A 25,943-nucleotide genomic window follows, 5' to 3' on the forward strand; every position below is an offset into this window, starting at 1 on the left:
TATATTAAAAGGAGTTTCATCATGGCTCATGATTGTTCTATTCCCGTTTTGGCCGATGGCGTATATGAATTCGATGCACGTGGAGTTGCCAAGCGTTTTCGCCATGCCGCAATCTTTGGCGCCCTGTCAGCATTAAGGCCGGGAGAAACCATGCGATTTTGCAATGACCATAATCCCTTGCCCTTGCTCGCTCAGATCGCACAACATTTTGGTACGGGTGTAAAAGTGGCCTATGTTTCGCAAGAGCCTGGTGAAATCATTATTGATTTTCATGTGGCGACATAATTCTGTGCTGCTCACGCCGTCAAATCTGATTGCACTAAAGGAGAGATAACATGGCCATGCCACATTTGCGCTCAGGAGAAATGGCTAATTTGTTGTTGCCTGAGGCGCAATTACTGACAGTGCCAGCGCACGCCTTGTTTAAAGACGAGCATCTGGAAGTCATACGCATGCATCTGGCGCAGGGCAGGAGCCTGCCTTCACATCATGTTCAGGGGCCTATCACCATACAATGCCTGAGTGGTGAGGTACAAATCGAGCTACAGGCTGGACCCAGGATCATGCATGCAGGCGATCTGCTGTATCTGGAGGCTGGTTTGCCGCATGCGGTAACGGCGCTCAGCGAGACTTCTTTTTTGGTGACGATAGTATTGTTGAAAGTCGCAAGCTAGCAAATCAATGAGCAAAAAAAAGCCGTCACAAAAGTGACGGCTTTTTAGCCTGAAAACAGGAGGGGGATTAACCGCCCCTGCGCATCATTTCAAAAAACTCTGCGTTGTTTTTCGTGGCTTTCATCTTGTCGAGGATGAACTCCATCGCTTCGATTTCGTCCATGCTATACAGCAACTTGCGCAAGATCCAGATCTTTTGCAACTGATCCGGTTTGATCAGCAATTCTTCACGACGGGTACCGGATTTGTTCAGGTTGATGGCTGGATAGACGCGTTTTTCAGCAAGGCGGCGTTCCAGATGGACTTCCATATTGCCCGTGCCTTTGAACTCTTCATAGATCACATCATCCATGCGGCTGCCGGTTTCGATCAGGGCTGTCGCGATGATGGTCAGTGAGCCGCCTTCTTCTACATTACGTGCTGCACCGAAGAAGCGTTTTGGGCGTTGCAGTGCGTTTGCATCCACACCACCAGTCAATACCTTGCCGGATGCAGGGATGACGGTATTGTAAGCACGTGCCAGACGGGTGATGGAATCCAGCAGGATGACCACGTCTTTTTTCATTTCAACCAGGCGTTTGGCTTTTTCCAGCACCATTTCAGCAACTTGTACGTGACGGGTGGCTGGTTCATCGAAAGTCGATGCGACCACTTCACCGCGTACTGAACGCTGCATCTCGGTTACTTCTTCCGGACGTTCGTCGATCAGCAAAACGATCAAAGTAACGTCAGGGTGATTGGTGGTAATCGCGTGTGCCACGTGTTGCAGCATGACGGACTTACCGGATTTTGGCGACGCTACCAGCAAACCACGTTGACCACGGCCTATAGGGGCGATCATGTCGATGATGCGGCCGGTGGTATTTTCTTCGCCGCGCATCTCGCGTTCCAAGGTCAATACCTTGTTCGGGTGCAGCGGTGTCAGGTTTTCAAACAGGATGCGGTGCTTGGAGGCTTCTGGCGATTCGCCGTTGACCTTGTCCACCTTCACCAATGCAAAATAGCGTTCACCGTCTTTGGGTGTGCGCACTTCACCTTCGATAGAGTCGCCAGTATGCAGATTGAAACGGCGGATTTGCGAAGGAGAGATATAGATATCGTCAGTCGAGGCCATGTAGCTGGCATCTGGCGAGCGCAGGAAGCCAAAGCCGTCGGGCAATACTTCTAGGGCGCCATCGCCAAAAATTTGTTCGCCTGCTTTTGCACGTTTTTTGAGGATCGCGAACATCAATTCCTGCTTGCGCATACGCGCTGCGTTATCGATATCGAGTCCTATGGCCATTTCCAATAATGCGGATACGTGTAAGGCCTTTAATTCAGATAGATGCATGGTGAGTGTCCCGGGATGGGATTATGGGGTGGGGGAGTGAACGGAGGAACTACGGATTAAACAGGATAGAAAGAATTTCTGTCTCGGTTTTCGTTTTATTTAATTTTACTTAAAATTGGGCTGAATCAGCATGCCTTGAATGGTGGCTATCAACTAACCGGCAAGCAAGGCAGCTTGTCTCTGTTTTAAAGCTGCAAACAAGCTTGTTATTTGCAACTTTAAAGTTTCAGACCGCAATAATACCTTAAATATTACTGTCAATGAAAGAGATTAATTGGCCTTTTGCCAATGCACCTACTTTTTGTGCGGCAGCACTACCATTTTTGAACAGGATCAGGGTAGGGATACCACGGATACCGAACTTGGCAGGAACTGCCTGGTTGGCATCGACGTCCATCTTGGCAACGACGATCTTGCCATTATATTCTTTGGCAACTTCTTCCAGTATGGGGGCAATCATTTTGCAAGGGCCACACCATTCAGCCCAAAAATCGACCAATACTGGTACGTCAGATTTCAATACGTCTGCTTCGAATGAAGCATCGCTTACATATTTGATGTTTTCGCTCATGGAATCCTCAACGAGAGGGGAAAAATTAAGGGGTAACAGCGCCACTGAATGTCGGTATTTTGGGACAGCGCCGCATTCTGGTTTGAATCTGGGGTGATAATCACGAATTCAATGGTGTTGAACAGTGCAGCACCGTGACTAAAACAAAATGAGTCAGGCGTGGTCAGCTATGCGGTAGATAATAACCTATTTTTTAGAAAAGTGTGATGCCTGCCTCCAAAATGCCGGAGCCGTCGCATAGTATACTTGCTCTACAGGCAAAACCACTAATCCTTGATGCTACATAATCCCCAACTGATACCTGCTGGCCCCCTCTTCTGGCAACAGACTGCCCGGGCTTTTTTGCGCGCTGCCAAAGAGCAGGGCTGGGGGCGAGAGCAAGAGCGGGATTTTTCCGGCGTAAGGGTGATCGTGCCTACTTATCAGCACGCCCATCTCCTGTTAAGGGCATTGGGGACAGTATTGCAGGGTAATTTTATCCCGCCACGCATACAAACCCTGTTTGCCTTGCTGGAAATGCAGGCACCGGATGCTGCACTGCAAAATAATGCCGGTGGTGATGCCAGTGAAAGACTGATGGGGCTATATGCTGAATTGCGGCAACATCCCTGGTTAAAGAAATTATTTGGTGCGCGCCGCAATACTGACTTGTTACCCCTGGCACAGACCCTGCTGACTTTATCCGATGAATTGACGGCTGTGTTATTGCCTACCGTAGGCAAGGATAAAAGCAAACTGGAAAAAGACTGGCAGGCCGCGCTGGCGCAATTGCCTGCGCCTGCGCAAGCCCTTTTATCAGAAGAAACACAACTGGTATGGTCAGTCTGGCAGAGTCAGCTCGATGGTAATGACCCGCAGGTAAAGCGCTATGCACAGTTATTGCAAATTGCTGCTCAGGCCAGTGAACCTTTGCTGTGGATAGCCCCAACCTTGCCCAACCCCATGGAAAATGCATTTCTGCATGCCTGGGCAAAGAAGCAAAGCGTATTGCAAATCAGTCTGGACTGGCGTGCGCATACCTTGCCGCAGCCTTATTACCATGCCTGGCCGGGTTTGCAGGATGCAGGCAGCCAGCATCAGCAGGCGCTGACTGAGTATGTAGCGACATCTCACATACGCCTGTGCCGCGCCACGTCGCTCGAAGATGAGGCGGTACAGGGTGCACAAACCATCATCAACTGGTTGCAGGGCGGCAAGCAAAGTGTGGCTGTGGTGGCGCAAGACCGCGTCGTATCGCGCCGCATGCGCGCCTTGCTGGAACGCGCACAGATCATGGTGGCTGATGAAACAGGCTGGAAGCTATCTACCACACGTGCTGCGGCAGCCATTGCCGCCTGGTTGGAAGTGGTGACGACGCGGGCCGATACCATGGCCTTGCTGGATTTCTTGAAGTCACCTTACCTGCTGTGGAAAGACCCGGATAATAGTGAACCCGAGCAAGATGCCATCGCTGCCAAGGCCGACATCGTCATGCGCATAGAGTTGGTCTTGCGCCGCGCCAATGTGCTGGGTGGCTGGGAATCGGTATTGGCTGCACTGGATGCGGGCAAGGATACCGGGGCAGCCAGCCGCTGGATCAGGTCCATGTCCAGGCAGGCTGGCAATTTCACCGGCAGGCGCAGCTTGTCTGAATGGAGTGCATTAAGCCTGCAGGTGTTCTTTGATCTCTCCATGTTCAATGCCTTCCAGGCAGACCCGGCGGGCGCGCAAATCATACAATTGCTACAGAAATTGCAGCTTGCCTGTGCGGACTTGAAAACCCCATTCACCTTTGCTGAATGGCGTGCCCTGATGAATCTGCAACTGGAGAGTACCGCATTTGTGTTCGCACATACCGACAAGCGCGTGGTCATGTTGCCGCTGAATGGCGCACGCCTGCGTCCCTTTGATGCGGTGTTATTGGTCGGTGCGGATGCGTCACACCTGCCATCGCAAGCCAGCGAGATTTTGTTTTTTGCAAATGCAGTCAGGCGTGAATGTGGTTTGGAAACCCGCGAATCACGCCAGCAACAGCAATTGCGTGATTTTGCCGAACTCTTGCTGAGTAATACTGACATCGTTTTATCCTGGCAGGGCAGCCTGAATGGCGAACATAATCCCGTCAGCCCCTGGCTGGAACAACTGGGTCTGACGCTGGAACGCACCCAGCAAGGTGTGCTGGACAGTCATCCTTTGGATTTGCCGATCAGGACCATGCAAGTCAGCACCCAGCACATGCCCACGCCCTCTGCCGCTGCGCTGTTGCCAGAGACTTTATCCGCCAGTGCCTATACAAGCCTGGTGGTGTGCCCTTACCAGTTTTTTGCCGGGCGCATGCTGGGTTTGAGTGCGCTGGATGAGCTGTCAGGCATGCCTGAAAAACGTGACTATGGCGACTGGCTGCATGCCATCCTCAAGCGTTACCATGAGGAATTGAAAGCTGCTCAAGTCAGTCAGCCTGGCGTGGATAAAGAAGCTTTGCTGCGCAATATCTCTGCTGATTTTTTTGCCGATGTCTTGCAAAAAAGCCCGGCGGCACTAGCTTATAGCGTGCGCTGGGATAAAGTCATTCCTGCCTATGTCGCCTGGATGCAGGCGCATGAAGAAGCTGGCTGGCAGTTCGACATGGGTGAAATCAAGAATGAAAAGACGCTGGAATGGCAGGGCGGCCAGATCATGCTGAAAGGTCGTATAGACCGCATAGACAGAAATACGAATGGCGAAGTGGCCGTACTCGATTACAAGACTAAAAATTTGATGGACCTGCGCAGGAGACTCAAGGAGGGAGAAGATCATCAACTGCCGTTTTATGGCTTGCTGACAGATTTGCCTGTCAGCTCAGGCAATTATGTGGCGCTGGAACTGAGCCAGGGCAAGGCTGGTGATGTCGCTGCTGACGATTTTGAACGCTGGGTTTCAGAACTGGCACTGGCGATTAAAGCCAGCATGTCTGCGATACAGAAAGGTGCGAGCTTGCCAGCCCATGGTGTAGAAGCAAATTGCCAGTATTGTGAAATGCGTGGCCTGTGTCGCAAGGGGGCTTGGTGATGACTGAGTCCATGCAGGCCCCTCAATACTCGCAGGCTTATGAAGTCAATGGCCAGGCTGTCAGCCATGCCCACTTCACGGCAACCGCATGTGACCCGCGCCATAGCGTTGTCGTCGAGGCTTGTGCTGGCAGTGGCAAGACCTGGCTGCTGGTGTCGCGCATGTTGCGCCTCTTGCTGGCTGGGGCCGAACCGGCAGAATTATTGGCGATTACCTTTACCCGCAAGGCTGCTCAGGAAATGCGCGAACGCCTCATGGATTTGCTGCATGAACTGGCGCTGACAGATATCGCCCATGTGCGGCAATTGCTGACTGAGCGCGGCATAGCCGAAGCTGACTTGCAGAATGTCATCCCGCTGGCACGTGGCTTGTATGAAAAGGTCTTGTCCAGCCCGCAATCGCTATCATTGGATACCTTCCATAGCTGGTTTGGCCGCCTGATACAACTGGCACCGCTGGCATCTGGCGTGCCGCATGGCTTTACGCTTGTCGAGGCCAGTGGCGACATACAGCGCGAAGCCTATGGCCAGCTCATGCAGATGCTGGCTCAGGAAGAGCATGCCAACATCAAGGAAGCACTGCTGTTCCTGTATCAGGAAATTGGTGACTTCAATGCCCGCGAAATGCTGGAAGCCTTTCTCGACAAGCGGGCCGAGTGGTGGGCCAGCAACCAGCAAATTGAACTAGGTGGCCCGCTGGACTGGTTGCGTGATTTATGCGGCGCAGACCTGTATCAGGATGCACGGCTCAGCATCTGGGAAGATGCCCAGCTATATCAGCGCATTGCCCACATGGCCCTGGTATTGGGACAGGGTTCAAAAAATAACCAGGCCAATGCCAATAAGATAGAGCAAGGCCTGACAGATGGCCCCAGCCTGGATGCCTTTGCCATGATTTGTGATGGCTTCATCAATGGGCAAGGCAATATCCGCTCACACAATGTCAAGGTCAGGGCGCTGATCACATCCATAGAAAAACATCTGGGCCTGGACCAGATCAATGCCTTTGAAGATGAATGTGACGCGATAGTGCAGGCACTGCAGCAACTGCAAAAACGCAGCGCCGAAAAATTGGTCATGCAAGTCAATGAAGCCCTGTTTGCTGTCGGCACAGCTTATCTTGAATGCTACCAAGGCCTGAAGGCTGACCAAAGGGTATTTGATTTTGCTGACCTCGAATGGCAGGCATATAGACTGCTCAGTAATGAAGAATATGCAGCCTACCTGCATAGCCGTCTCGATGCACGTTACAAACATATCTTGCTGGATGAATTCCAGGATACCAACCCCTTGCAATGGGGCATAGTGCAAGCCTGGCTGGAAGCCTATGGGGATGATGGTGCCAAGCCCAGTGTGTTTGTAGTGGGTGACCCCAAACAGTCTATTTATCGTTTTCGTCGTGCCGAACCCAGGGTGTTTACCGCTGCACAAAATATGCTGGCAGCGCAGGGAGCAAGGGTGTTGCGCACCAACCAGACGCGCAGGAATGCACCCGCGATTGTTGATGTACTCAATGTCAGCATGCATGGCAACCCTTTGTTTCATGCACAGACGACAGCTTCTGATGCAGATGGTGCAGTCTGGCGTTTGCCATTGATAGGCATGGCCGCGCCCATTGATCTTGAAGAGGCAGGCGAAGAAGAAGCTGCGCCTTCACGTTTCCCTCTGCGTAATCCGCTGACAACTCCGCTTGAAGAAGCAGAAAACCAGCAACGCTATGAAGAGGGCAGGCAAGTCGCGCAGGCTTTGCTGGGCATACGCGCCGGACAGGGCTTGGAGAGCTTTCAATGGAGTGAGGTGATGTTGCTGGTCAAGCGCCGCACGCATTTGTCTGCCTATGAAAAAGCCTTGCGCGAAGCAGGCATCCCATTCGTGTCCAGTCGTCGTGGCGGCTTGCTGGATGCGCTGGAAGTGCTGGATTTGATCGCACTATTAAATTTCCTGATGACGCCAGGCGACAACCGTGCATTGGCGCATGTGTTAAAGTCGCCCATCATGGCAGCCAGTGATGAGGATCTGATTGCGCTGGCCATGCGCGATGAAGCGACCTGGTGGAAGCGTCTGCAAACCTTGACTTTGGACTTGGCCTCGACGGAAGATGATTCTTGTCCAGTTCTGCAACGCGCCGCCAGCTTGCTGCAGCAATGGATGGAGGCATCTTATTATTTGCCCGTGCATGATTTGCTGGACCGCATCCTGCATCAAGGCGAGGTCTTGCAGCGCTATGCGCAAGCGTCGTCAGTTGCCCAGCGTAGCCAGGTCATGGGCAATATCCATAGTTTTACTGAACTGGCTTTGAATCTGGATGCCGGGCGTTACCCCAGTTTGCCCAAATTTATCGCTGCCCTGAGCGCCTTGCGCCGCGGCGGTGACAGTGACGCCCCCGATGAATCTGCAGTTGATAGCGCGGCTGACGCTGTACGTATATTGACCATCCACAGTGCCAAGGGGCTGGAGGCAAAGATCGTCGTCATGCTGGACGCCAATCACAGTGAATCCATGAAAGACAGGATAGGTGTCTTGTGCCAGTGGCCCTTGCAAGCGGGTGAAGAAAGGCATTTTTCTGTCTTTGGCAAAAAAGACCAGCGCGGCGCTGCGCGTGACCGGTTTTTTGCGCAGGAAGAAGCCCAGGCCACGCAAGAAAACTGGAATCTCCTATATGTCGCCATCACCCGTGCCAAGCAGATATTGATACTTAGCGGTGTACAGAGCGGGAAAAAGCAATTAGCGCCCAGTTGGTATGGCTATCTCGATCATGTAGAAGAAAAATTACCGGCTGCGGCTAATATTGAGAATGAAATACAGCAGCATCAGTCGTTCAGTATGGCAGTATTTGACCCCCTGCCATGCCTGCAGAAGAGCTGGTACTGGAAGTGAGCAGTGATGAACAATTGGAAGGTATAGCCCTGCATACCCTGATGGAGCGTTTGAGCAATAACGCAAAGAGCTGGCCCATTGCAGTGCCAGATGTTGAGACTATCGCAGTCTGGTTGCCTTGTTCCAGCACTGTGGCGATGGCAATACGCAAACAGGCTGAGTGTATATTCAGTAATTCTGCATTGCAGAAATTTTATGAGCCTGCCGCTTATGTATATGCGCGCAATGAAATGGATGTGCTGGTCGAGAAAAAATTATTGCGCCTGGACAGGGTTGTGGTTTTTTCGCATGAAGTCTGGGTATTGGATTACAAACGTCAGCTTTTACCTGGTCAGGAAACAGGCTATCGCCAGCAGTTGCAGGATTATGTATTGGCCTTAAAGCAGGTATTTTCTGGTAAAACTGTCCATGCTGCACTTATTTTGAGCGATGGCAGCCTGATAGACATGCTCTGAGAGAAAATTTACTCGTATAATTAAAGATCGCATTAACATCGCATTATTGACTGCCCTGTTGGCTGCCTTATTGGCTATCTTAATGAATGCATTGCATACCCCTTGAACTGAGACATAATGATTTCCGAATTCGAATTGCTCGCTGAAAAAGTGAAACAGCTAGTCGTGCTGGCGCACACCTTGCGCAGCGAAAATGCCAGACTGCGTAATGATGTGACCTCATTGATGACGCAAAACACAGACTTGCAACAACGCATGCACCAGGCTCATGACCGTGTCTCTGCCTTGCTGGCGCAACTGCCAGCCGAGGTCTTGAATGACAAGGAGGCGGCATGAGTGAAGTAAAAGTGATACAGGTCGATGTCAATATCATGGGGCAGAGTTACAAGCTCAGTTGCCGTGAGGGTGAAGACCGTGCCCTGCGCGAAGCTGCTGCCTACCTTGATGGCAAAATGTCTGCCATACGGGATGCTGCAAAAGTCAAGGGTACTGACAGGATCGCGGTCATGGCAGCATTGAGCATGACCACAGAGCTATTGGCGACCAAATCACCCGAAGGCCCTTTGTCTGGCTTGTCTCTGGCAGAAGTCAAACAAAAGATCAATGAAATGCATGACATCATGGATCAGGCTTTGACTCCACAAGAAAAACTATTTTGATCAGTGAGCTTATTATTTAATTTAATCAAAATAGCTAGCGATGTGCGGGCATTTCAGGGTACACTTTAGTTCCCTGCCGTGTTCGCCAATGCCATATATTCCTTGAACCATTTTAGTGCATAGGCCGTGGAACATTGTTCGATGGGTGTGAGCGTCGCTAGTCCGATGAACCCGAAATTGAATTGACCGTGGCCAACTTGAACCGCTCAGGTTCAGGATGCCGGCATAGCGGCATCGGTGGGGACTTATTCTGAACGGCTGTCATTTTTATGACAGCCGTTTTTTTGTGCCTGATCTATCCATGATGTTTATCGTACTGATGTCGTCGCTACATAAATGTGCGACAATTTCCTTTTGACTTTGCTGGTGCTCACCATGGCATATTGGTTGATGAAGTCTGAACCGGATGAGATCAGTATTGACGATGTACTGGCTTTGCCCAGCATCCCCTGGTTTGGCGTACGCAATTACCAGGCACGTAATTTCATGCGCGATGGCATGAAGGTAGGTGATGGTGTGCTGTTTTACCATTCCAGTTGCGCTGAACCTGGCATCGCCGGTCTGGCCGAGGTGGCCAGCACTGCTTACCCTGATCACACCCAGTTTGAAAAAGACAGTAAATACTTTGATCCCAAAGCGACCCAGGAAACCCCGCGCTGGATGATGGTGGATGTCAAGGCCAAGCGCAAGACCCGCTTGCTGAGCCTGGCAGAACTCAGGACTTACCCTGAACTCGCGGATATGACGGTGCTGCAAAAAGGCAGCCGCCTGTCGATTACTCCAGTCAAGCCAGATGAGTGGCGCTTCATACAGAAACTGTTGAAGGAACAGGTTTGAAATTTTCTCCATTCACTGCAAATTTTGCGACAGAGTCGGTCGAGCCCCTTGCCGCGGCCAAATTCATCAAGGAAATAGGTCGCGGCAAAGATGGCGCGCGCAGCATGACACAGACCGATGCGGCGACTTTATATGCCGCCATGCTGGCTGGACGGGTATCTGACCTGGAGTTGGGCGGTATCTTGCTCTCCATGCGCATCAAAGGCGAGTCCATAGAAGAAATTTCTGGCTTCCTGCAGGCGGCGCAACCGTATATTTTTCCGCTGCAAGCACCTGCAGATAGTCCTTATGCCCCGGTAGTCATACCCACTTACAATGGCGCCCGCAAGAAAGCCAATCTGACGCCTTTGCTGGCTTTGCTGCTGGCGCAGCGCGGTGTACCTGTGCTGGTGCACGGTGTACGCACAGATACCGGACGGGTCGCCACGGCTGAGATCTTCCAGGCCCTGGGCCTGCCTTTGGTGACCAGCTCAGAACAAGTGCTGGAACAGTTGCAGCAAAAGCAGCCAGCCTTTATGCCCATAGACGCCTTATCGCCCGCAATGGCGCATTTGCTGAGTTTGCGCCGTATCCTGGGTGTGCGCAACTCCACCCATACCCTGGTCAAACTCTTGCAACCTTTTGTCGTGCCTGCCTTGCGCCTGAGTTCTTACACCCATCCAGAATATCTGCTGATGCTGCAAGACTATTTTTCCCGCTGCGCACCTGTTGAAGCTGGGGATGTATTCCTCATGCGTGGTACCGAGGGTGAAGCTGTCGCCAGCACGGGCCGGGCCCAGCAGATAGACTGGTTTCATGCCGGGCAGGGAACTACCCTGGTGCCCGCTCAGCAAGAGCCCCTGGCGGAAGTGCCTGCTGTACCTGGCAGCATAGATGCCAATACGACTGCGGCATGGATCAGGTCCGTACTGGCGGGTGAGATTGCCGTGCCTGAAAATATTACTGTGCAAGTGGAGCATTGCGCCAGCATTGCACAGCGTTTGCGACAACAAAGCTAAGGCTGAATTTATGATGGAAACCGATATCGCAGAAATTAATCCCGGTGTGCGCGATGACCCGCGTCTGGATAAGGTATTGAATTTTCTTGACAGGATAGGTATCGCGGTTATTGAGCGTGAACTGCAGCACGCAACGTTTTTGCCCGGCCTTGATCTGGGGCCTGGCTGCATTTATGTCGATTACAGCAAACTCAAATATCCTGGCGATATGGTGCATGAAGCCGGGCACCTGGCGGTGACACCATCTGCGAATCGTGCACTCATAGGCAGCGATCAGCAAGACAAGGACTGGCCACCCCAAGGCGAAGAGATAGCCGCTATTTTATGGTCACTGGCGGTCGCCAGGGAACTTGATTTGCCACTGGATTTTGTGTTTCATCCAAATGGTTACAAGGATGATTCCAGCTGGTTGATAGAGACTTTTGAATCAGGTAATTTTATTGGCCTGCCGTTTTTGGAGTGGGCGGGTTTGAGCCTGGGGGCGGTACGTGCAGAGAAAGAAGGTAAGCCTGCTTTTCCCAAAATGCTCAAGTGGATGCGGGAGTAGTTCTGATATAAGCGTGCAGGCGCGCACATGGCATTGAACGACGAAGTCGGGATCGGTTTGCAAATACACATAAATAAATGTAAATTTTATGGGGATGAGAATGAAGGCTTCGGTGTTAGCGATTGTTTTTTCTGCTGCTGTGCTGGCGTGTGGTGTGAGTTATGCTGCTGACTGTGTGTCGATCAAGTCTCAAAAAGAGCGCTTGAAGTGTTTCGATGCTTCAGCCAAACAAGCTGATATAGATTCCCCAAAAAAGAAAGAGTTGGACGACAAGGCTGAGCCGGACAAGCTTGAGTCAGCGCGGCTATCCCAAAAAAAACTGGACAACGAAAAAGCCAACAAGGCGGCGACTGAGAGCTTTGTCAATGGCCGTATAGTCAGTCTGTTGATTGTGACCTTGAGTTGGAAGACTTTCATGTCTAGCCCTGGCGGTGTGGATGAGAGGCTGAAGACGGTTGAATGGGCCAAGCAAGAGACAGTTAGTGACTATGATAAATTGCTTGCCATGGAAGATTATAGCCCCATGCTAAGAGGGAAAATCAAGGACCTGGTCGCTTCGTGGCTGCAGGCGGTCGAGGATGCGCGGCCCACTTCAAGTGATAGTGTGCGTAGCCATAGTGCGCGAGTGGATGCGGCGGTTAGACTGTTTCAGGCACAGGTTGACCGTTTAAAGCTTGATATCAGATGACGCGCTTCCTTGCTCTCATGATGATGGTGCTCGCCATTGAGGCATTCGGTGCGCCAGCCCGCAGCTCAACCGTCAAGCGTCACTTCCAGCGCTAGAATCCGTGCCCCAGTACCCACGAGGGCCAGGGGCAAGGAACAGCGTTATCTGCTCCAAAAAATTGGGTCATTTCTAACATTCCAACATTTTCAATCCGGCGAACGATTACGCGCCGCCGAGCGTCTCCGCGTGCTTTGAGAAATGCTGAATTTTCGTGGATAAAAATGTTGGAATGTTAGAACTGACCCCATCTTCCTGGTTGCGTGAATCGCACCAGTCAGCCATGTGGCTCTAGCGAAACATCAAGCTGGATTTCGCCCAAATAGCCCAGCTACTCCAGAAGCATCTCAGTACCGCGTTGCGTCCAAGTGATGGGCAGATCTGTGGCTACCGGATTCGGTTCCAACCCCTTGTGGCTCGCATTGCAGACGACTCATTGTAAAATAACGATTGTGATGGCAGATACTGCGTGTCCAATCAGTTCTGATGGCTTGTGATCCAACCCCAATCTCTGGCTCACGCAGTGCTGCCAACTCTCAGGTGTAACGTGCCACCCATAAAAAAACGCCGGATCACTCCGGCGTTTTATCAGCTTAACAAGCTATCAGAAGTTAGCCTTGAACTGCACGCCATAGTTGCGTGGTTCGTTCAGGATACCTGTCAGGTTGTTGAAGTCAATGGCGGCGATGACTTGTTGCTTGTTGGTGATGTTGCGACCATAAGCAGCGAGTTCGTATTTGCCGTCAGCCCACATGTAAGCCAGGCGCAGGCCGCCTTCGAGCATGGATTTAGCTTTGTATTCCTTGGCTTCATACAGGAACATATTGTAGGAATCTTTGTAAGACCAGTCTGTGCTTGCGTACAAAGTGCCTTCGCCGATTTGTGTGGAATAACGCAGTGAGAAGTTACCTACCCATTTAGGTGCGCGTGGCAGTGGGTTGCCACCGATCAGTACCGTACCAGCAACAGGGCCCGCAGGGTTGGTGACTGTACAGCCGTTACCGCATGGGGCGACGAACAGTTTGCCATCTCTGATTTCAGTATCATTGTAGCTGATACCTACAGTGGTTTTCCAGTTACGGCTCAGGTTGGCTTGTATGAAGATCATCATGTTCCGGCAGCATGTTTCATACTTTAGCCGGAACATGATTTCAAATTTGAGAAAATTAGAACTTAATCAGACTTTCCTTAATTTAATTTCGCAACAGCTTCTTAATTTGGGTCCAAGATTTCCACCTTGAAATTTTTCCCATTTGATGCCACTGCCCACCCAGTTTTACTTGCATCCGAGATATCTCTCAATGGCGTTCGATGCTGCTTAAATATTCTCGCTTCAAATATACCGACAGGCAAAGGTAATTTAATGATCGGTATAAAGTCTAGATAATCGCCTTGGATCTGACTTGTAAGATCGAATTCCCTTTGCGGAGTACGTATTATCATGTCATAAGTAGTTTTTCCAAGCGCTGACAACGTGTGTTTGACTGGCACCCTAATGGATTCATGAGGCTTATAACTTTTTGGGTACTCAAGAATATTCAAAGTTGGCAAGACAAAGGTGTGTGTCATTGATTGCTTTGCATTACGAATCAGCTTGAACGTCAATTCTCCTTCGGTCAAAGGAACTTTTCCAACATACGTGATCGTCCCTCTCAAGCCAGATTCACCTTTCAACTCAATCCCATTGACAGTGATTGAACCAGTTGGTGCTAGCTTGATAGATTTCTTGGAATCCCAAAACCAAAAGTCTGCACGGACAAAGGTAAAATCCTGACCGTCTGTGTGAGTCATCGTGTAGATAGGAGTAATCTCTGATTCTCCATCATCAATCACCCATGCCTCAGCATTTGAATTTTTCATAATTCCCAAAGAGCCAGTTAAAACTGTCCCAATATAAAGACAAATATCTCGTCGATTCATTTTCAATTTACTTCCTTGGTCGGTTTGACTGGACTGCCGTAATGGTAAAGATTGTAATAAAGGTTAAGTCCATCAACTTGCCCGGCCAGTGGGTTCGTATTAGAAAGTATCGCAGTAGCGTTGGGAACATAGGTATACCCTGGCCCAACTCCTTGGTAATTGAGCAGGTATCCGGCTCCATCGTTCGCTATTCCATGATTTGTCGCAACTTCCTTACCACCAGCCAATGCATATTCTAGCGCATTTATTTCCTTACCAACGAAAATGGGGTCAGTTCTAACATTCCAACATTTTCCGCAAAATGTGCTATGTTTAAACCATGTCCAGACCCCTACGTGTAGAATTCGCCGGAGCTTTGTATCACGTCACTTCTCGCGGAGACAGGCGTGAGGACATTTATATTGATGATGAAGACCGGCAAGAGTGGTTGACTGTGCTGGCAGAGGTCTGTGACCGCTTTAACTGGGTAGTGCATGCCTACTGCGAGATGAGTAATCATTATCATCTGTTGGTAGAAACCGTGGATGGTAATTTGTCGCGCGGCATGCGCCAGCTCAATGGCTTGTACACCCAGCGTTTCAATCGCAAGCACAAGCAAGTCGGGCATTTGTTCCAGGGCAGGTACAAGGCTATCCTGGTGCAAAAAGAAGCGCACCTATTAGAGTTGTCACGCTACGTTGTACTTAATCCCGTACGTGCAAAAATGGTGGACCTGCCAGAAGACTGGCCGTGGAGTAGCTATGACTACTGCATGAACGACAAGCATGCGCCAGAGTGGCTTGATACTGACTGGCTGCTGGGGCAGTTTGGTAAAAGCCGCAAACGGGCGCGTGTTGCCTATGCAAAGTTTGTGCTGGAAGGAGTGGGCTTGCCATCACCTCTGCTGGCGACCAGACATCAGTTGCTATTGGGCGATGATGAGTTTGTCGAAAAATACCAGCATCAATTGCGGCCTGAAGATCTGCGTGAAGTGTCGCTGGCACATCGCCGTTCCATTGCACTCCCTCTAGCTACTTACCAGCAGCAATATACAAATCGAGATGAGGCCATGTATCGTGCCTATCATTCCGGTGCTTACACCATGGCAGAAATAGCAGAATTTTTTACTGTGCATTACATGACGGTTAGCCGGGCGGTGCGAAAATTCGAGGCGCAATGAGAATGGCACAGTGCATTGCATTTTTATCTGATCAATCGATATCGGCTTTTGCAGGCATGCACAAGGATGACAGTTGCGGATTGAGGTGATGAGTTGACGCTCTCATTTTCAATTGCAAATAGCAGTTGCATAAAAATGCGATTTTGAATTTTTCCTTGACCGCACAAAACCAGGGAGTACTCATTCTTTCACATTGCCAGTGAAACCCAATCGACAGCGAAATCAGGCAGGTTTACTTTTGAACTCTTTATATTCCCTGGATTCACTTAATGCATGGGTGGCGTATAACCATGATCCCTGCCACGACAAATCTGTTTTAACGTGCACCCATAAAAAAACGCCGGATCACTCCGGCGTTTTTTATCAGCTTAACAAAGATCAGAAGTTAGCCTTGAACTGCACGCCAAAATTGCGTGGTTCATTCAGGATACCTGTCAGGTTGTTGAAGTCGATCGCGGCGATGACTTGTTGCTTGTTGGTGATGTTGCGACCATAAGCAGCGAGTTCATATTTGCCGTCAGCCCACATATAGCCTACGCGTACACCGCCTTCGAGCAGGGACTTGGCTTTGTATTCCTTGGCTTCATACAGGAACATATTGTAAGTGTCCTTGTAAGACCAGTCGGTATTGGCATACAGCGTGCCTTCACCGATTTGTGTGGAATAACGCAGTGAGAAGTTACCTACCCATTTAGGTGCGCGTGGCAGTGGATTGCCACCGATCAGCACTGTGCCTTTGACCGGGCCAGCAGGATTTGTCACTGTACAGCCGTTACCGCAAGGGGCGACGAACAGTTTGTCATCCTTGATTTCGGTATCGTTATAGCTGATACCCAAGGTGGTTTTCCAGTTGCGGCTGAGGTTGGCCTGCAAATCCATTTCAAAGCCCTGGCCAACGGCCTTGTCAGCATTGACCAGCTTGTTCTGGTTCACTGCGCCGCTGCCAGCGGTCAGTTGCAAGTCTTTGGCCGTGTACTGGAATACAGTGGCGCTGATACGTGCCGTGTTATCCAGGATGTCTTTCTTGATACCGGCTTCGAAAGACAGGGTCTTTTCTGAGTTGGCTACAGAGATGCTGTCGCCGAACAGGACGCGACCCTGTATGCTTGGTGCACGATAACCTGTAGCGATACGGGCAAACACGGACGTTGCTTTATCCAGTGTGTAGTTGGCACCCAGGTCCCAGCTGATGTTGGTCGCAGAAGGGTTGGCACGCAGTACTGGTGTGCCAGGTGTGCCAAATGCCGTGCCAGGTGTCCAGGTACGTTGCGCGTCAAAATCTTTTTTGTCGCTGGTGTAACGCAGGCCGCCGCGCAGCTTGAACTGGTCATTGACTGCATAGTTCACAGTACCGAAAGCGGCCCAGGATTTTGCATTCTGATGTTGAACAGCATAGCCGTCCTGTGGATTACCTGGTGCGAAGGAATTGTAGTCAAAGCTGTCTACTTGCAGGTCTTCGCTGAAGTAGTACAGACCGGCGATCCATTGCAATGGGTCTTTGGTATTGGACTCGACACGGAACTCTTGCGTGATCTGTTTCAGGCTAGGCAAGCCATCTGCGGTTTCAGCAGGGAAGGGGATAAAGCCTGGGCCCATGGTTGGCATGAAGGATGCACCGTAGCCGCCATCGACGTCTGCGCGGCTATAGAATTTTGCCTTGTCATACGCAGTGATGGAATGCAGACTCATGCCTGGCAAATCCCAGCGCAGACGCAAGCTGCCGCCTGAGGACTGCAGCTTCTGGCTGTTCAGGCCGTCAGTAGGGTAGCTGCCATAGTCAAAACCAGGTACCAGTTCATTCGTACCTTTTTGTATGATATTGGCACGGAACAGGGTGGCATTGCCAGACATGTCGCGGCCATGCAAATTCACCAGGGCGCTGAAATCACCGTTTTTATACGAGAATTGCAGGCGGGCGGCGTTATCGCGGTAGCCTTCGAGGTTTTTCTCACCGGTGGAACGTGGATTGGTAACGCGGTCATCACGTGTTTGTGATTGTGCCGAGAAGCGCATTGCCCAGTCTGGATTCAGTGGTACGTTGATCGCACCTTCCAGATTGATCGCCTTGTAGTTACCAAAGCCGATATTGCCATAACCCTCAAAACGGCGGGTAGGCTTGGCAGAGTCAAACTTCAGTACACCGGCTGGCGAGTTGCGGCCAAACAGCGTGCCTTGTGGGCCGCGCAGAATTTCTACCTGATCTACGTCAAATACCGGGAAGCCTTTCAGCATAGGGCTTTCTTGCACGACCTCGTCATACACCAGGCCAACTGGCTGGGATGCGTTCAGATCGAAATCGGTATTGCCCAGACCACGGATATAGAAGCGTGGGAAGGAGCGGCCAAAGTCGGATTCTACGTTCAGGCTGGGTACGCGCGCCGCCAGGAAACGAATATCCTGACCGCTGGCATTGTAAGTATCGAGAGCCTCGCCTTTGATGGCAGAAATGGACATCGGTACTTCCTTGATGTTTTCTGCACGACGGTTGGCGGTAACGATGACTGTTTCCAGTTGCGTACCATCATTTTTTGCTGCAGGCGTGGCAGCCTGAGCCCAGGCAGCCTGCATGGGGAAGGCTGCAGCAACCGCCAGGGCGATCACGCTGAGGCTGACCCCCTTGTGCAATTGCTGAGAAATAGTTTTGCGCATGTTAAATTCCCAAGTTGATGTTAATCGATGATGTTCTGAAATGGTGCACTTGCACCATCCCTGAAATGGGGCGTGGTGAAATCGGGGATTTCGCTACGAGCGCCACCGCAAACGTTTGCGTAATCGTTTGCGGTGCGGCGAATCTGTTATCTCTCTAGCCAGCAAACAAGTCAAGAATTACTTAAATCCAAATAAGGAAATAAGCTTTTTGCTGCAAGAATGTTGCTAATTTCAAACAATAATGTTGCTGAACAGAATTCCCGGTTTGCAGATTTTTTTGCCTGAAAATGGGGCAAGGCGGGAGGCGAGAATGGAAAGTGGACTTGCTGCAGACGACAATTGCCATAAAATTTTTCATGACATATCTGGGACTTGAAAAAAACTGGTCTGCTAATTCGGCTATCCTCATGTTGCTGAAGCAGCTGGAAGACAAAAAACCTTGGCAACCGCTGTTAGCAGCTTGCCAAGGTATTTGAAGGAGTTTCCTTGAAATAAATGTCAGTCAGTGTGGTCAACTCATGTAATAAGCGGCCTGGTCCAGGTCTGTGAGCAGGGACGGGCCTTCAGGCTTCCAGGCCAGCAGCTCTCTGGTCCCGGCGCTGGAGGCAGCCATGTTGGCACCTGCCATTTTTGCGAACCAGCCAAAATGTTCTGCTTCCCGCGATTCAACTGGCAAGCCAAGGTGGTGACCTATCATTTCAGCGATGGCTTTGAAGGGAATGCTCTCATCGGCAATGGCATGGTAAGCCGCTTGAGTCACACCCTGCTCAAGTGCCAGGCAATAGACCCGCGCTGCATCTTGCCGGTAAACACCAGACCAGCAGTTTTGGCCGTCGCCCAGGTAAGCGGAGACACCTTTTTCCTTTGCCAGTCGTATCAGCATAGGCACGAAGCCATAATCGCCAAGGCCGTGAACTGATGGCGCTAGCCGGACTGTCGCCGCACGTACGCCGCGTTCAGCCAGTGTACGGGCCGTCGGTTCTGATTTGCGCGGTGAACCCGGATTGGGCAAATCCAGTTCACTTGCTCCACGCGCCATTCCAGACAGCACGGAAGTGACGATGAGCGGGCGGTCTGACCCCTCCAGTGTGCTTCCCAAGGCTTCGATGACTAGACGGTCTTGCTCGCAATTTGCTATGAATTTTGAAAAGTCATGATTGAACGCGGTGTGAATGACGGCGTCAGCTTTGTCTGCTGCTGTACGCAGCGCATCAAGATCCTCCAGCCTGGCGAGCAAGACTTTTGCACCCGTTGCAGCGAGTGCGGTCGCCTTTTCGGCAGAGCGGGCAAGCCCGGTTACCAGGTGACCTGCGTTGATCAATTCCTGAACTACTGCAGAGCCTACCCAGCCGGCGGCTCCTGTGACAAATACGTGCATAATATTTTCCTTAAATCTAATTATGGTTTGTTTGAGGGTTTGTGAGAATTCAGCCCAGCCACATCGATACTTCTACTTCGTCGCCAAATGGCAAGGACAAGTAACCACTGCCTGGTGCACGTATCTGGGCCAGGTAATCAGGGCTGTAGTCCGCGTTGTCGGCGATGATCAGCGCACCCGGACGCAAGTGTTTTTGAATCAGCATCAGGACATCGCTATAGAGCGCCTTGGCACCGTCGAGTAATAACAGGTCAATGGATGCGGGAAGATCTGTTGCCAGCGTCTGCAATGCATCGCCTTCACGTATCTCGACCAGATCAGCCAGACCGCCTTCGTCCAGATGTTTGCGTGCCTGCACCACCTTCGATGGCTCAAATTCGCTGCTGATCAGGCGGCCACCGCCGTTGTCACGCAATGCTGCAGCCAGGTGTAGGGTGGAAATGCCGAAGGACGTGCCAAATTCAACGATATTGCGGGCATTGCTGCTGCGTGCCAGCATGTAGAGCAGCACGCCTGTCTCGCGTGAGACTGGCAGCCAGAGGTCTTTCAGCAAACTATAAAAATCCAGGTATTCGGTTTTGCTGTGCATCAGGCGTTCGCGTTCTTCACGCGAGATGCTGGCAATGGCCGGGCTGGTCGCAGCATCGGCTTGCCTGAACAGACGGTCAAGCAAGGCCGCCAGTGTGGGTGAAGTAAGTGTATTGGTCATGAATGTATCCGGTTCTGAATTGAGTGCAAATATGTGTGCCACCTGCCATGCAGGTGATTAAAAATAAAACGCGATTAATTCGTCGCATTGGTGAAAAATGATACGGTCAATGATTCAGCTTGACTAATCGCATTGGGCCTCGCGTTTTTGCCCTGGCCTGCGCTATTGGATAAGTCTTTGATTCGTTATAAGAATTTGTCTGTCGGGTGGCGATAACAGAGGTTTTGAATGACATGTCATCAGATCAAAGCTCAGGTTTTGCCTTGGTGTGAAATTGCTTTCATTGCAATGATTTGGGTAGATTGCAAGCTGATTGAGTGAAGGCACAGCTTGGGTTAAGATGTGATGGATTCATCGCATTTTCACAGGATGGATTTTCCATTTTCTTGTTCGTTTTCTACGGTTTCTTACACGATGACTACCCGCCGCCGTCCTCAGGTTTCCACCCGCAAGCAGCCACAACAGGTACGCTCGGCAGGTCTGGTAACGGCAATCCTGCAGGCGGCAGTTCAGGTTTTGGCGCAAGAAGGCGTGACGCGTTTTACTACGGCGAGAGTGGCAGAGCGGGCAGGGGTCAGCATAGGTTCGGTTTATCAATATTTCCCGAATAAGGCCGCGATTCTGTTCCGGCTGCAAACCGACGAGTGGCAACAGACTACCGAGATGTTGCGCCGCATTCTTGAAGACACCAGCAAGCCACCGCTTGAACGCCTGCGCATACTGGTCCATGCTTTCATACGTTCAGAATGTGAAGAGGCTGAAACACGTCTGGCGCTCAGTGACGCCGCACCGCTTTACCGCGACGCGCCTGAGGCGCAAGAAATGCGGGCCTCGGCAGACCGGACTATCGAGCTATTTATGGATGAAGTGTTGCCCGCGGCATCTGCAGCCAAGCGCACGCTTGCTGGTGACCTGGTCACCACGACCCTGAGTTCAGTAGGCAGCAGTTTTTCTGGCACACGCCGCACTAAGGCAGAAATCAAAACCTATGCCGATGCCATGGCGGATATGTTTTGTGCTTATCTCAAGGGCATTCAGTCAGATTGAGCCGAACTGCCGGATTCATTGCGCCGGCCATAAGCTACAATCTCGCCTGAATTTTTGAAAGTACCGAAAGTAGATACCATGAGTAATCAATTTGATCTTGCCGTGATAGGCGCAGGCGCTGCCGGGATGATGTGCGCAGCCGTTGCGGGCCAGCGTGGCAAGCGTGTGGTATTGATCGATCATGCCACCCGACTGGCTGAAAAAATCCGTATTTCGGGCGGTGGGCGATGTAATTTCACTAACCTGCATGCAGGGCCGAATAATTTTCTTTCCGAGAACCCGCATTTTTGCAAAAGCGCCTTGTCGCGTTATACACCGCAAGATTTTTTGTCCCTGATGAAGCGCTATCAGATTGCCTGGCATGAGAAGCATAAAGGCCAATTGTTTTGTGACGACAGCGCTGAAGACATCATCCGTATGCTCAAGGCTGAATGTGATGCTGGCAAGGTCGATTGGCGCATGGGCTGCAAGGTCGATGAGGTGCAACAACAGGAGCTGGGTGGTTTCTTGCTGCAAACCGGTGCAGGTGTCATCCGCACTGCGCAAGTGGTGATCGCCTGTGGTGGCTTGTCCATCCCAAAGATAGGCGCGACTGACTTTGCCCATAAGGTAGCGCGCCAATTTGGCCTGAAGATCATAGAGCCACGTCCGGCCCTCGTGCCTCTGACTTTCGACGCCAAGGCCTGGGAGCCTTTCGTACCCCTGTCTGGTATCTCACTGGAAGTAGATATAGAGACTGGCGAGAAAAAATCCCGCGCGGTATTCCGTGAGGATTTGCTGTTCACTCACCGTGGTTTGTCTGGCCCGGCGGTATTACAGATATCCAGCTTTTGGGGGCCTGGCAAAGCCATACGCATCAATCTCTTGCCAGAAGTGGATGTAGCAGAGGACCTGGTCGGCAATAAATCGACGATCAAAAAGAATCTTGCAAATCATTTATCGCAATACCTGCCTGCACGCCTGGTTGATGGGTTGTTGACTGCCCATGGTTTTGCTGGTGATGCCAGAGTAGCGGACATGCCGGACAAACGCTTGCGCCTGCTGGGTGAAAAGCTGAACCGCTGGGAACTGATACCGAATGGGTCTGAAGGTTACCGCAAGGCTGAAGTGACACGCGGCGGTGTCGATACCCGTGAGTTGTCCCAGCAAAGCATGATGGCGAACAAAGTGCCTGGCTTGTATTTTATCGGTGAGGCAGTCGATGTGACGGGCTGGCTTGGTGGCTATAATTTCCAGTGGGCCTGGGCTTCCGGTACAGCCGCCGGACTGGCGATATAAAGTGTTGTAAGAGCGGTGTTGTATTTTTGCCTGTTATAATACACGGAGGCAGTATGCTGGTTTGCATTTCATTTATTAGTCTGTAATGCATGGAGATCGCGCACATACTCCTCAAAATATCGAAATTTCCAGGTGAATGGGGAGCGGATATTGATGGTCTTGTTTTGTCATGCAGAGGTTTTTGCGCAAGATTTAATCAACTTCCTTCCATTAATTTAATTTTCCTGTTAATATCTCGGTCTTCCTATAAATCTTTCCATGGTTTGAACTTACATGACCACAATTCGCCTTAAAGAAAACGAGCCGTTCGAAGTTGCCATGCGCCGCTTCAAGCGCACTATCGAAAAGACCGGTCTGTTGACCGAATTGCGCGCTCGCGAGTTCTACGAGAAGCCAACAGCAGAACGCAAACGTAAGTTGGCTGCAGCTGTTAAGCGTCACTACAAACGTATTCGTAGTCAGCAATTGCCTAAGAAGATGTACTAATCCAGCTGTTGTGTCTGGCAATTTGCCGGATGCCTCATCGCTGTTGGTGCATTAAAGCTTAGGTTTGCATGCCCGCTCCGGTCAGCCGCAGCGGGCTTTATTGTCTTTGTTTCGGGTATTGTGCCGGCGCTGTGCAAGTACTATGCAAGTATTGCGTGTCGCACTGCACGTGCCCGGGCTGGTATGTGATTCCAGTGCAAGTTTGCGCGGAATTCATTTAAATAATTTCAGGAGCAGCTTATGAGTTTGAAAGAGCAGATCACCGATGACATGAAGGCTGCCATGCGCGCCAAAGAAACAGTCAAGCTGGGCACTATCCGCTTGCTGACGGCAGCGATGAAGCAAAAAGAAGTCGATGAGCGCGTAGAGCTGGATGATGGCATGATCCTGACCATCATAGAAAAAATGCTCAAGCAGCGTAAAGATTCCATCACCCAGTTTGAAGCAGGTGGTCGTCAGGACTTGGCTGATATAGAAAAAGCTGAACTGGCTGTTTTGTCTGTGTATATGCCAGCCGCGATGTCAGATGAAGAAGTGCAGGCAGCCGTGGTTGCTGCCGTGGCAGAAACTGGCGCAGCCGGCCCGCAAGATATGCGTAAAGTGATTGATGTATTGAAGGCAAAACTGGCTGGTCGTGCCGACATGGGCAAGGTCTCTGGCCTGGTCAAAGCGGCATTGTCCAAGTAATCTGGTCATTTGCTTAGACTTTTGTTTTATCCTTTAGCTGGCGTCCTGCGTTGATACCACAAAGTTTTATACAGGATTTACTGGCCCGCGTTGATATTGTCGACGTGGTGGGTAAATACGTGCAGCTCAAAAAAGGTGGCGCAAACTATATGGGTTTGTGCCCCTTTCATAACGAAAAATCCCCAAGTTTTACCGTCAGTCCGACCAAGCAGTTTTATCACTGCTTTGGCTGTGGTGCGCATGGCAGTTCCATTGGTTTTTTGATGGAATATTCCGGGCTCAGCTATGTGGATGCCATCCGCGACCTGGCGCAAAACAATGGCATGATCGTGCCAGAAGAAGACCGGCTCTTGCCTGCGCAGCGTGCAGAAGTTACGGCAAAAAGCCTGGCCTTGTCAGAGGTCATGACCAAGGCAGGTGAATACTATAAACAGCAATTGCGTACCGCGCCGCAAGCCATCGCTTATTTGAAAAAACGTGGTTTGACCGGTGAAATAGCGGCACGCTTTGGTCTTGGTTTTTCCCCGGATGCCTGGGATGGCTTGCGCAGTGTTTTTGCTGATTACAATATCCCGGCCCTGGTCGAGGCTGGCCTGGTCATCGATAAAAGCGAGGAAGAGGGTGGTGGCCGCAAGCGTTATGACCGCTTCCGCGATCGCGTCATGTTCCCGATACGTAATACCAAAGGCCAGATCATAGGCTTTGGTGGCCGCATCATGGAGCAGGGTGAGCCCAAGTACCTGAACTCGCCAGAAACCCCGCTATTTCAAAAGGGCCTGGAATTATATGGCCTGTTTGAAGCACGCCAGGCTATCCGTGAAGCTGGTTATGTGCTGGTCACTGAGGGTTATATGGATGTGGTGGCGCTGGCGCAAATGGGTTTTCCGCAAGCGGTAGCGACCCTGGGTACGGCTTGTACGCCTACCCATGTGCAAAAACTCTTGCGCCAGACTGATCACGTGATTTTCAGTTTTGATGGCGACAGTGCGGGTCGCCGTGCGGCCAGGCGTGCACTCGATGCCTGCCTGCCGCATGCGAATGACGACAAGGTCATCAAGTTCCTGTTTTTGCCCAAGGAGCATGACCCTGACAGTTATATCCGTGAATTTGGTGCGGATGCCTTTGAGCAGGAGGTGCGCGATGCGATGCCGCTGTCGCAATTCTTTATGCGCGAAATGATAGGCGACAATGATTTGAGTACGGCAGAAGGGCGCGCCCGCACCCAGTTTGATGCCAAGCCACTGTTGCAAGCCATGCAATCGTCTGGCATGCGTTTGCAACTGGTGCGCAATCTGGCGCAGGTCACGCAAACCAGCCCGTCCGAAATAGAAGCCATGTTCGAGCTCAGTCAGCCAGTGGCGCGTATCAAACTGGCGCCTCCAAAAAGCAAGCGCAATGCGCCTGTTGGGCTGGAGCGCCAAATCATGCGCATCCTTGTCGCTCATCCTTCATTGGCCATGATGCTTGATGAAAATGTGCTGGCTGATGCTGCCGTCCTTGCGCCTGATGGGGCCGACATGTTGCGCAGTCTGGTATTTACCGCACAGAGCATGGGTGAAAATGCACAATTTGCGGCATTGTCCGAGCAATTGCGCTCGGGAGGCTCAGATTTTGATGTTTTGATCGCCGAGATCGCAGAGCAGGCAGAAACTGATATTGATATCGTCAGGTTGGAGTTGGCCGGGGCCTTGCGTCAGATGCGCCATCAAGTCTTGCGTGCTGAGGCAGAGAGTCTGGCTGCGCGTGGTTTGCGTACGCCTGAAGACATGGCGCGCTATCGCGAAATTGTGCAATTGCAAGACCAGCTTAAAAAACAGGCGGCAGCGGAAGCTGCATTGCGTTAAGTAAAAAACAATTTTCGGTTGAGCCATATTCCGTGTTGCGCGATCATCAGAGTTTGAGGTCTGGTCTTGTTATTTTTGATTTTGGCTT

General features: G+C 51.1%; 24 protein-coding genes and 1 other RNA gene. 18 read left to right on the plus strand and 7 right to left on the minus strand.

Annotation, left to right across the window (positions count from 1 at the left end; translation table 11 throughout):
- The first annotated feature begins 21 nt into the window (after nucleotides 1–21).
- Together UNDYM_RS07040 and UNDYM_RS07045 are read left to right on the plus strand one after the other, a co-directional pair.
- Entirely contained in the window at nucleotides 22–285 is a 264-nt protein-coding gene (locus tag UNDYM_RS07040; protein ID WP_162040408.1) for a DUF2249 domain-containing protein, read from the plus strand.
- A gap of 50 nt (nucleotides 286–335) precedes the next feature.
- A complete protein-coding gene (locus UNDYM_RS07045) occupies nucleotides 336–674 on the plus strand; it encodes a cupin domain-containing protein (protein ID WP_162040409.1) in 339 nt (112 codons plus the stop codon).
- 67 nt (nucleotides 675–741) lie between these two features.
- Here UNDYM_RS07045 and rho read toward each other — a convergent pair whose 3' ends face one another.
- A complete protein-coding gene (gene rho / locus UNDYM_RS07050; RefSeq protein WP_162040410.1) occupies nucleotides 742–2,004 on the minus strand; it encodes a transcription termination factor Rho in 1,263 nt (420 codons plus the stop codon).
- 244 nt (nucleotides 2,005–2,248) lie between these two features.
- Complete coding sequence (trxA, locus tag UNDYM_RS07055; RefSeq protein WP_162040411.1) at nucleotides 2,249–2,575, minus strand: thioredoxin TrxA; 327 nt, start codon at nucleotides 2,573–2,575, stop codon at nucleotides 2,249–2,251.
- Nucleotides 2,576–2,851: 276 nt separating this feature from the next.
- Between trxA and UNDYM_RS07060 the strand changes: the two genes are divergently transcribed.
- The 10 genes from UNDYM_RS07060 (at nucleotide 2,852) to UNDYM_RS07100 (ending at nucleotide 12,662) form a co-directional block, all read left to right on the plus strand.
- A complete protein-coding gene (locus UNDYM_RS07060; protein WP_162040412.1) occupies nucleotides 2,852–5,602 on the plus strand; it encodes a PD-(D/E)XK nuclease family protein in 2,751 nt (916 codons plus the stop codon).
- A complete protein-coding gene (locus UNDYM_RS07065; RefSeq protein WP_370529447.1) occupies nucleotides 5,602–8,478 on the plus strand; it encodes a UvrD-helicase domain-containing protein in 2,877 nt (958 codons plus the stop codon). Before UNDYM_RS07060 ends, UNDYM_RS07065 begins: the two co-directional genes overlap by 1 nt.
- Nucleotides 8,448–8,933, plus strand: a complete 486-nt coding sequence (locus tag UNDYM_RS31320) for a hypothetical protein (protein WP_370529448.1) — start codon at nucleotides 8,448–8,450, stop codon at nucleotides 8,931–8,933. Before UNDYM_RS07065 ends, UNDYM_RS31320 begins: the two co-directional genes overlap by 31 nt.
- Nucleotides 8,934–9,050: 117 nt before the next feature.
- A complete protein-coding gene (locus UNDYM_RS07070; protein WP_162040413.1) occupies nucleotides 9,051–9,269 on the plus strand; it encodes a DUF904 domain-containing protein in 219 nt (72 codons plus the stop codon).
- Between the two features lie 11 nt (nucleotides 9,270–9,280).
- Complete coding sequence (locus UNDYM_RS07075; protein WP_162044496.1) at nucleotides 9,281–9,592, plus strand: cell division protein ZapA; 312 nt, start codon at nucleotides 9,281–9,283, stop codon at nucleotides 9,590–9,592.
- A 67-nt stretch (nucleotides 9,593–9,659) separates the two neighbouring features.
- A non-coding RNA gene (ssrS, locus tag UNDYM_RS07080) (6S RNA) lies at nucleotides 9,660–9,840 on the plus strand.
- A 127-nt stretch (nucleotides 9,841–9,967) separates the two neighbouring features.
- The gene (locus UNDYM_RS07085; RefSeq protein ID WP_162040414.1) at nucleotides 9,968–10,429 is read left to right on the plus strand and encodes an EVE domain-containing protein; all 462 of its coding nucleotides are present in this window, start codon (nucleotides 9,968–9,970) and stop codon (nucleotides 10,427–10,429) included.
- A complete protein-coding gene (ybiB, locus tag UNDYM_RS07090; protein ID WP_162040415.1) occupies nucleotides 10,426–11,427 on the plus strand; it encodes a DNA-binding protein YbiB in 1,002 nt (333 codons plus the stop codon). Before UNDYM_RS07085 ends, ybiB begins: the two co-directional genes overlap by 4 nt.
- Nucleotides 11,428–11,440: 13 nt before the next feature.
- Nucleotides 11,441–11,974, plus strand: coding sequence for a hypothetical protein (locus UNDYM_RS07095; protein ID WP_162040416.1), 534 nt, complete (start codon nucleotides 11,441–11,443; stop codon nucleotides 11,972–11,974).
- A gap of 100 nt (nucleotides 11,975–12,074) precedes the next feature.
- Nucleotides 12,075–12,662, plus strand: coding sequence for a hypothetical protein (locus UNDYM_RS07100; protein WP_162040417.1), 588 nt, complete (start codon nucleotides 12,075–12,077; stop codon nucleotides 12,660–12,662).
- Nucleotides 12,663–13,302: 640 nt separating this feature from the next.
- On the opposite strand, the gene UNDYM_RS07105 is transcribed toward UNDYM_RS07100, so the two are convergent.
- Both UNDYM_RS07105 and UNDYM_RS07110 read right to left on the minus strand, forming a co-directional pair.
- Entirely contained in the window at nucleotides 13,303–13,809 is a 507-nt protein-coding gene (locus UNDYM_RS07105) for a hypothetical protein (protein ID WP_370529449.1), read from the minus strand.
- Between the two features lie 101 nt (nucleotides 13,810–13,910).
- Nucleotides 13,911–14,624 carry a hypothetical protein gene (locus tag UNDYM_RS07110; RefSeq protein ID WP_162040419.1) on the minus strand — a complete coding sequence of 238 codons (714 nt, stop codon included), beginning with the start codon at nucleotides 14,622–14,624 and terminating at the stop codon, nucleotides 13,911–13,913.
- A 313-nt stretch (nucleotides 14,625–14,937) separates the two neighbouring features.
- Between UNDYM_RS07110 and UNDYM_RS07115 the strand changes: the two genes are divergently transcribed.
- Nucleotides 14,938–15,777, plus strand: coding sequence for a transposase (locus UNDYM_RS07115; protein ID WP_162040420.1), 840 nt, complete (start codon nucleotides 14,938–14,940; stop codon nucleotides 15,775–15,777).
- Nucleotides 15,778–16,155: 378 nt separating this feature from the next.
- On the opposite strand, the gene UNDYM_RS07120 is transcribed toward UNDYM_RS07115, so the two are convergent.
- From UNDYM_RS07120 to UNDYM_RS07130, 3 genes are all read right to left on the minus strand, one after another.
- Nucleotides 16,156–18,426, minus strand: coding sequence for a TonB-dependent receptor (locus UNDYM_RS07120; RefSeq protein WP_162040421.1), 2,271 nt, complete (start codon nucleotides 18,424–18,426; stop codon nucleotides 16,156–16,158).
- Nucleotides 18,427–18,937: 511 nt separating this feature from the next.
- A complete protein-coding gene (locus UNDYM_RS07125; RefSeq protein WP_162040422.1) occupies nucleotides 18,938–19,804 on the minus strand; it encodes an SDR family oxidoreductase in 867 nt (288 codons plus the stop codon).
- A gap of 49 nt (nucleotides 19,805–19,853) precedes the next feature.
- Nucleotides 19,854–20,513 carry an O-methyltransferase gene (locus UNDYM_RS07130; protein ID WP_162040423.1) on the minus strand — a complete coding sequence of 220 codons (660 nt, stop codon included), beginning with the start codon at nucleotides 20,511–20,513 and terminating at the stop codon, nucleotides 19,854–19,856.
- A gap of 414 nt (nucleotides 20,514–20,927) precedes the next feature.
- On the opposite strand from UNDYM_RS07130, the gene UNDYM_RS07135 reads away from it, so the two are divergent.
- From UNDYM_RS07135 to dnaG, 5 genes are all read left to right on the plus strand, one after another.
- Complete coding sequence (locus UNDYM_RS07135; protein WP_162040424.1) at nucleotides 20,928–21,560, plus strand: TetR family transcriptional regulator; 633 nt, start codon at nucleotides 20,928–20,930, stop codon at nucleotides 21,558–21,560.
- A gap of 78 nt (nucleotides 21,561–21,638) precedes the next feature.
- The gene (locus UNDYM_RS07140; protein WP_162040425.1) at nucleotides 21,639–22,838 is read left to right on the plus strand and encodes an NAD(P)/FAD-dependent oxidoreductase; all 1,200 of its coding nucleotides are present in this window, start codon (nucleotides 21,639–21,641) and stop codon (nucleotides 22,836–22,838) included.
- A 273-nt stretch (nucleotides 22,839–23,111) separates the two neighbouring features.
- Entirely contained in the window at nucleotides 23,112–23,324 is a 213-nt protein-coding gene (rpsU, locus tag UNDYM_RS07145; RefSeq protein ID WP_005877634.1) for a 30S ribosomal protein S21, read from the plus strand.
- Nucleotides 23,325–23,564: 240 nt separating this feature from the next.
- Nucleotides 23,565–24,011: a GatB/YqeY domain-containing protein gene (locus UNDYM_RS07150; protein WP_162040426.1), complete on the plus strand. Its 447-nt coding sequence runs from the start codon at nucleotides 23,565–23,567 to the stop codon at nucleotides 24,009–24,011.
- Nucleotides 24,012–24,061: 50 nt separating this feature from the next.
- Nucleotides 24,062–25,855, plus strand: coding sequence for a DNA primase (gene dnaG, locus UNDYM_RS07155; protein WP_162040427.1), 1,794 nt, complete (start codon nucleotides 24,062–24,064; stop codon nucleotides 25,853–25,855).
- Nucleotides 25,856–25,943: the final 88 nt, after the last annotated feature.

It is taken from the genome of Undibacterium sp. YM2, from assembly GCF_009937975.1.
In the GTDB taxonomy this organism is placed as follows: Bacteria; Pseudomonadota; Gammaproteobacteria; order Burkholderiales; family Burkholderiaceae_D; genus Undibacterium.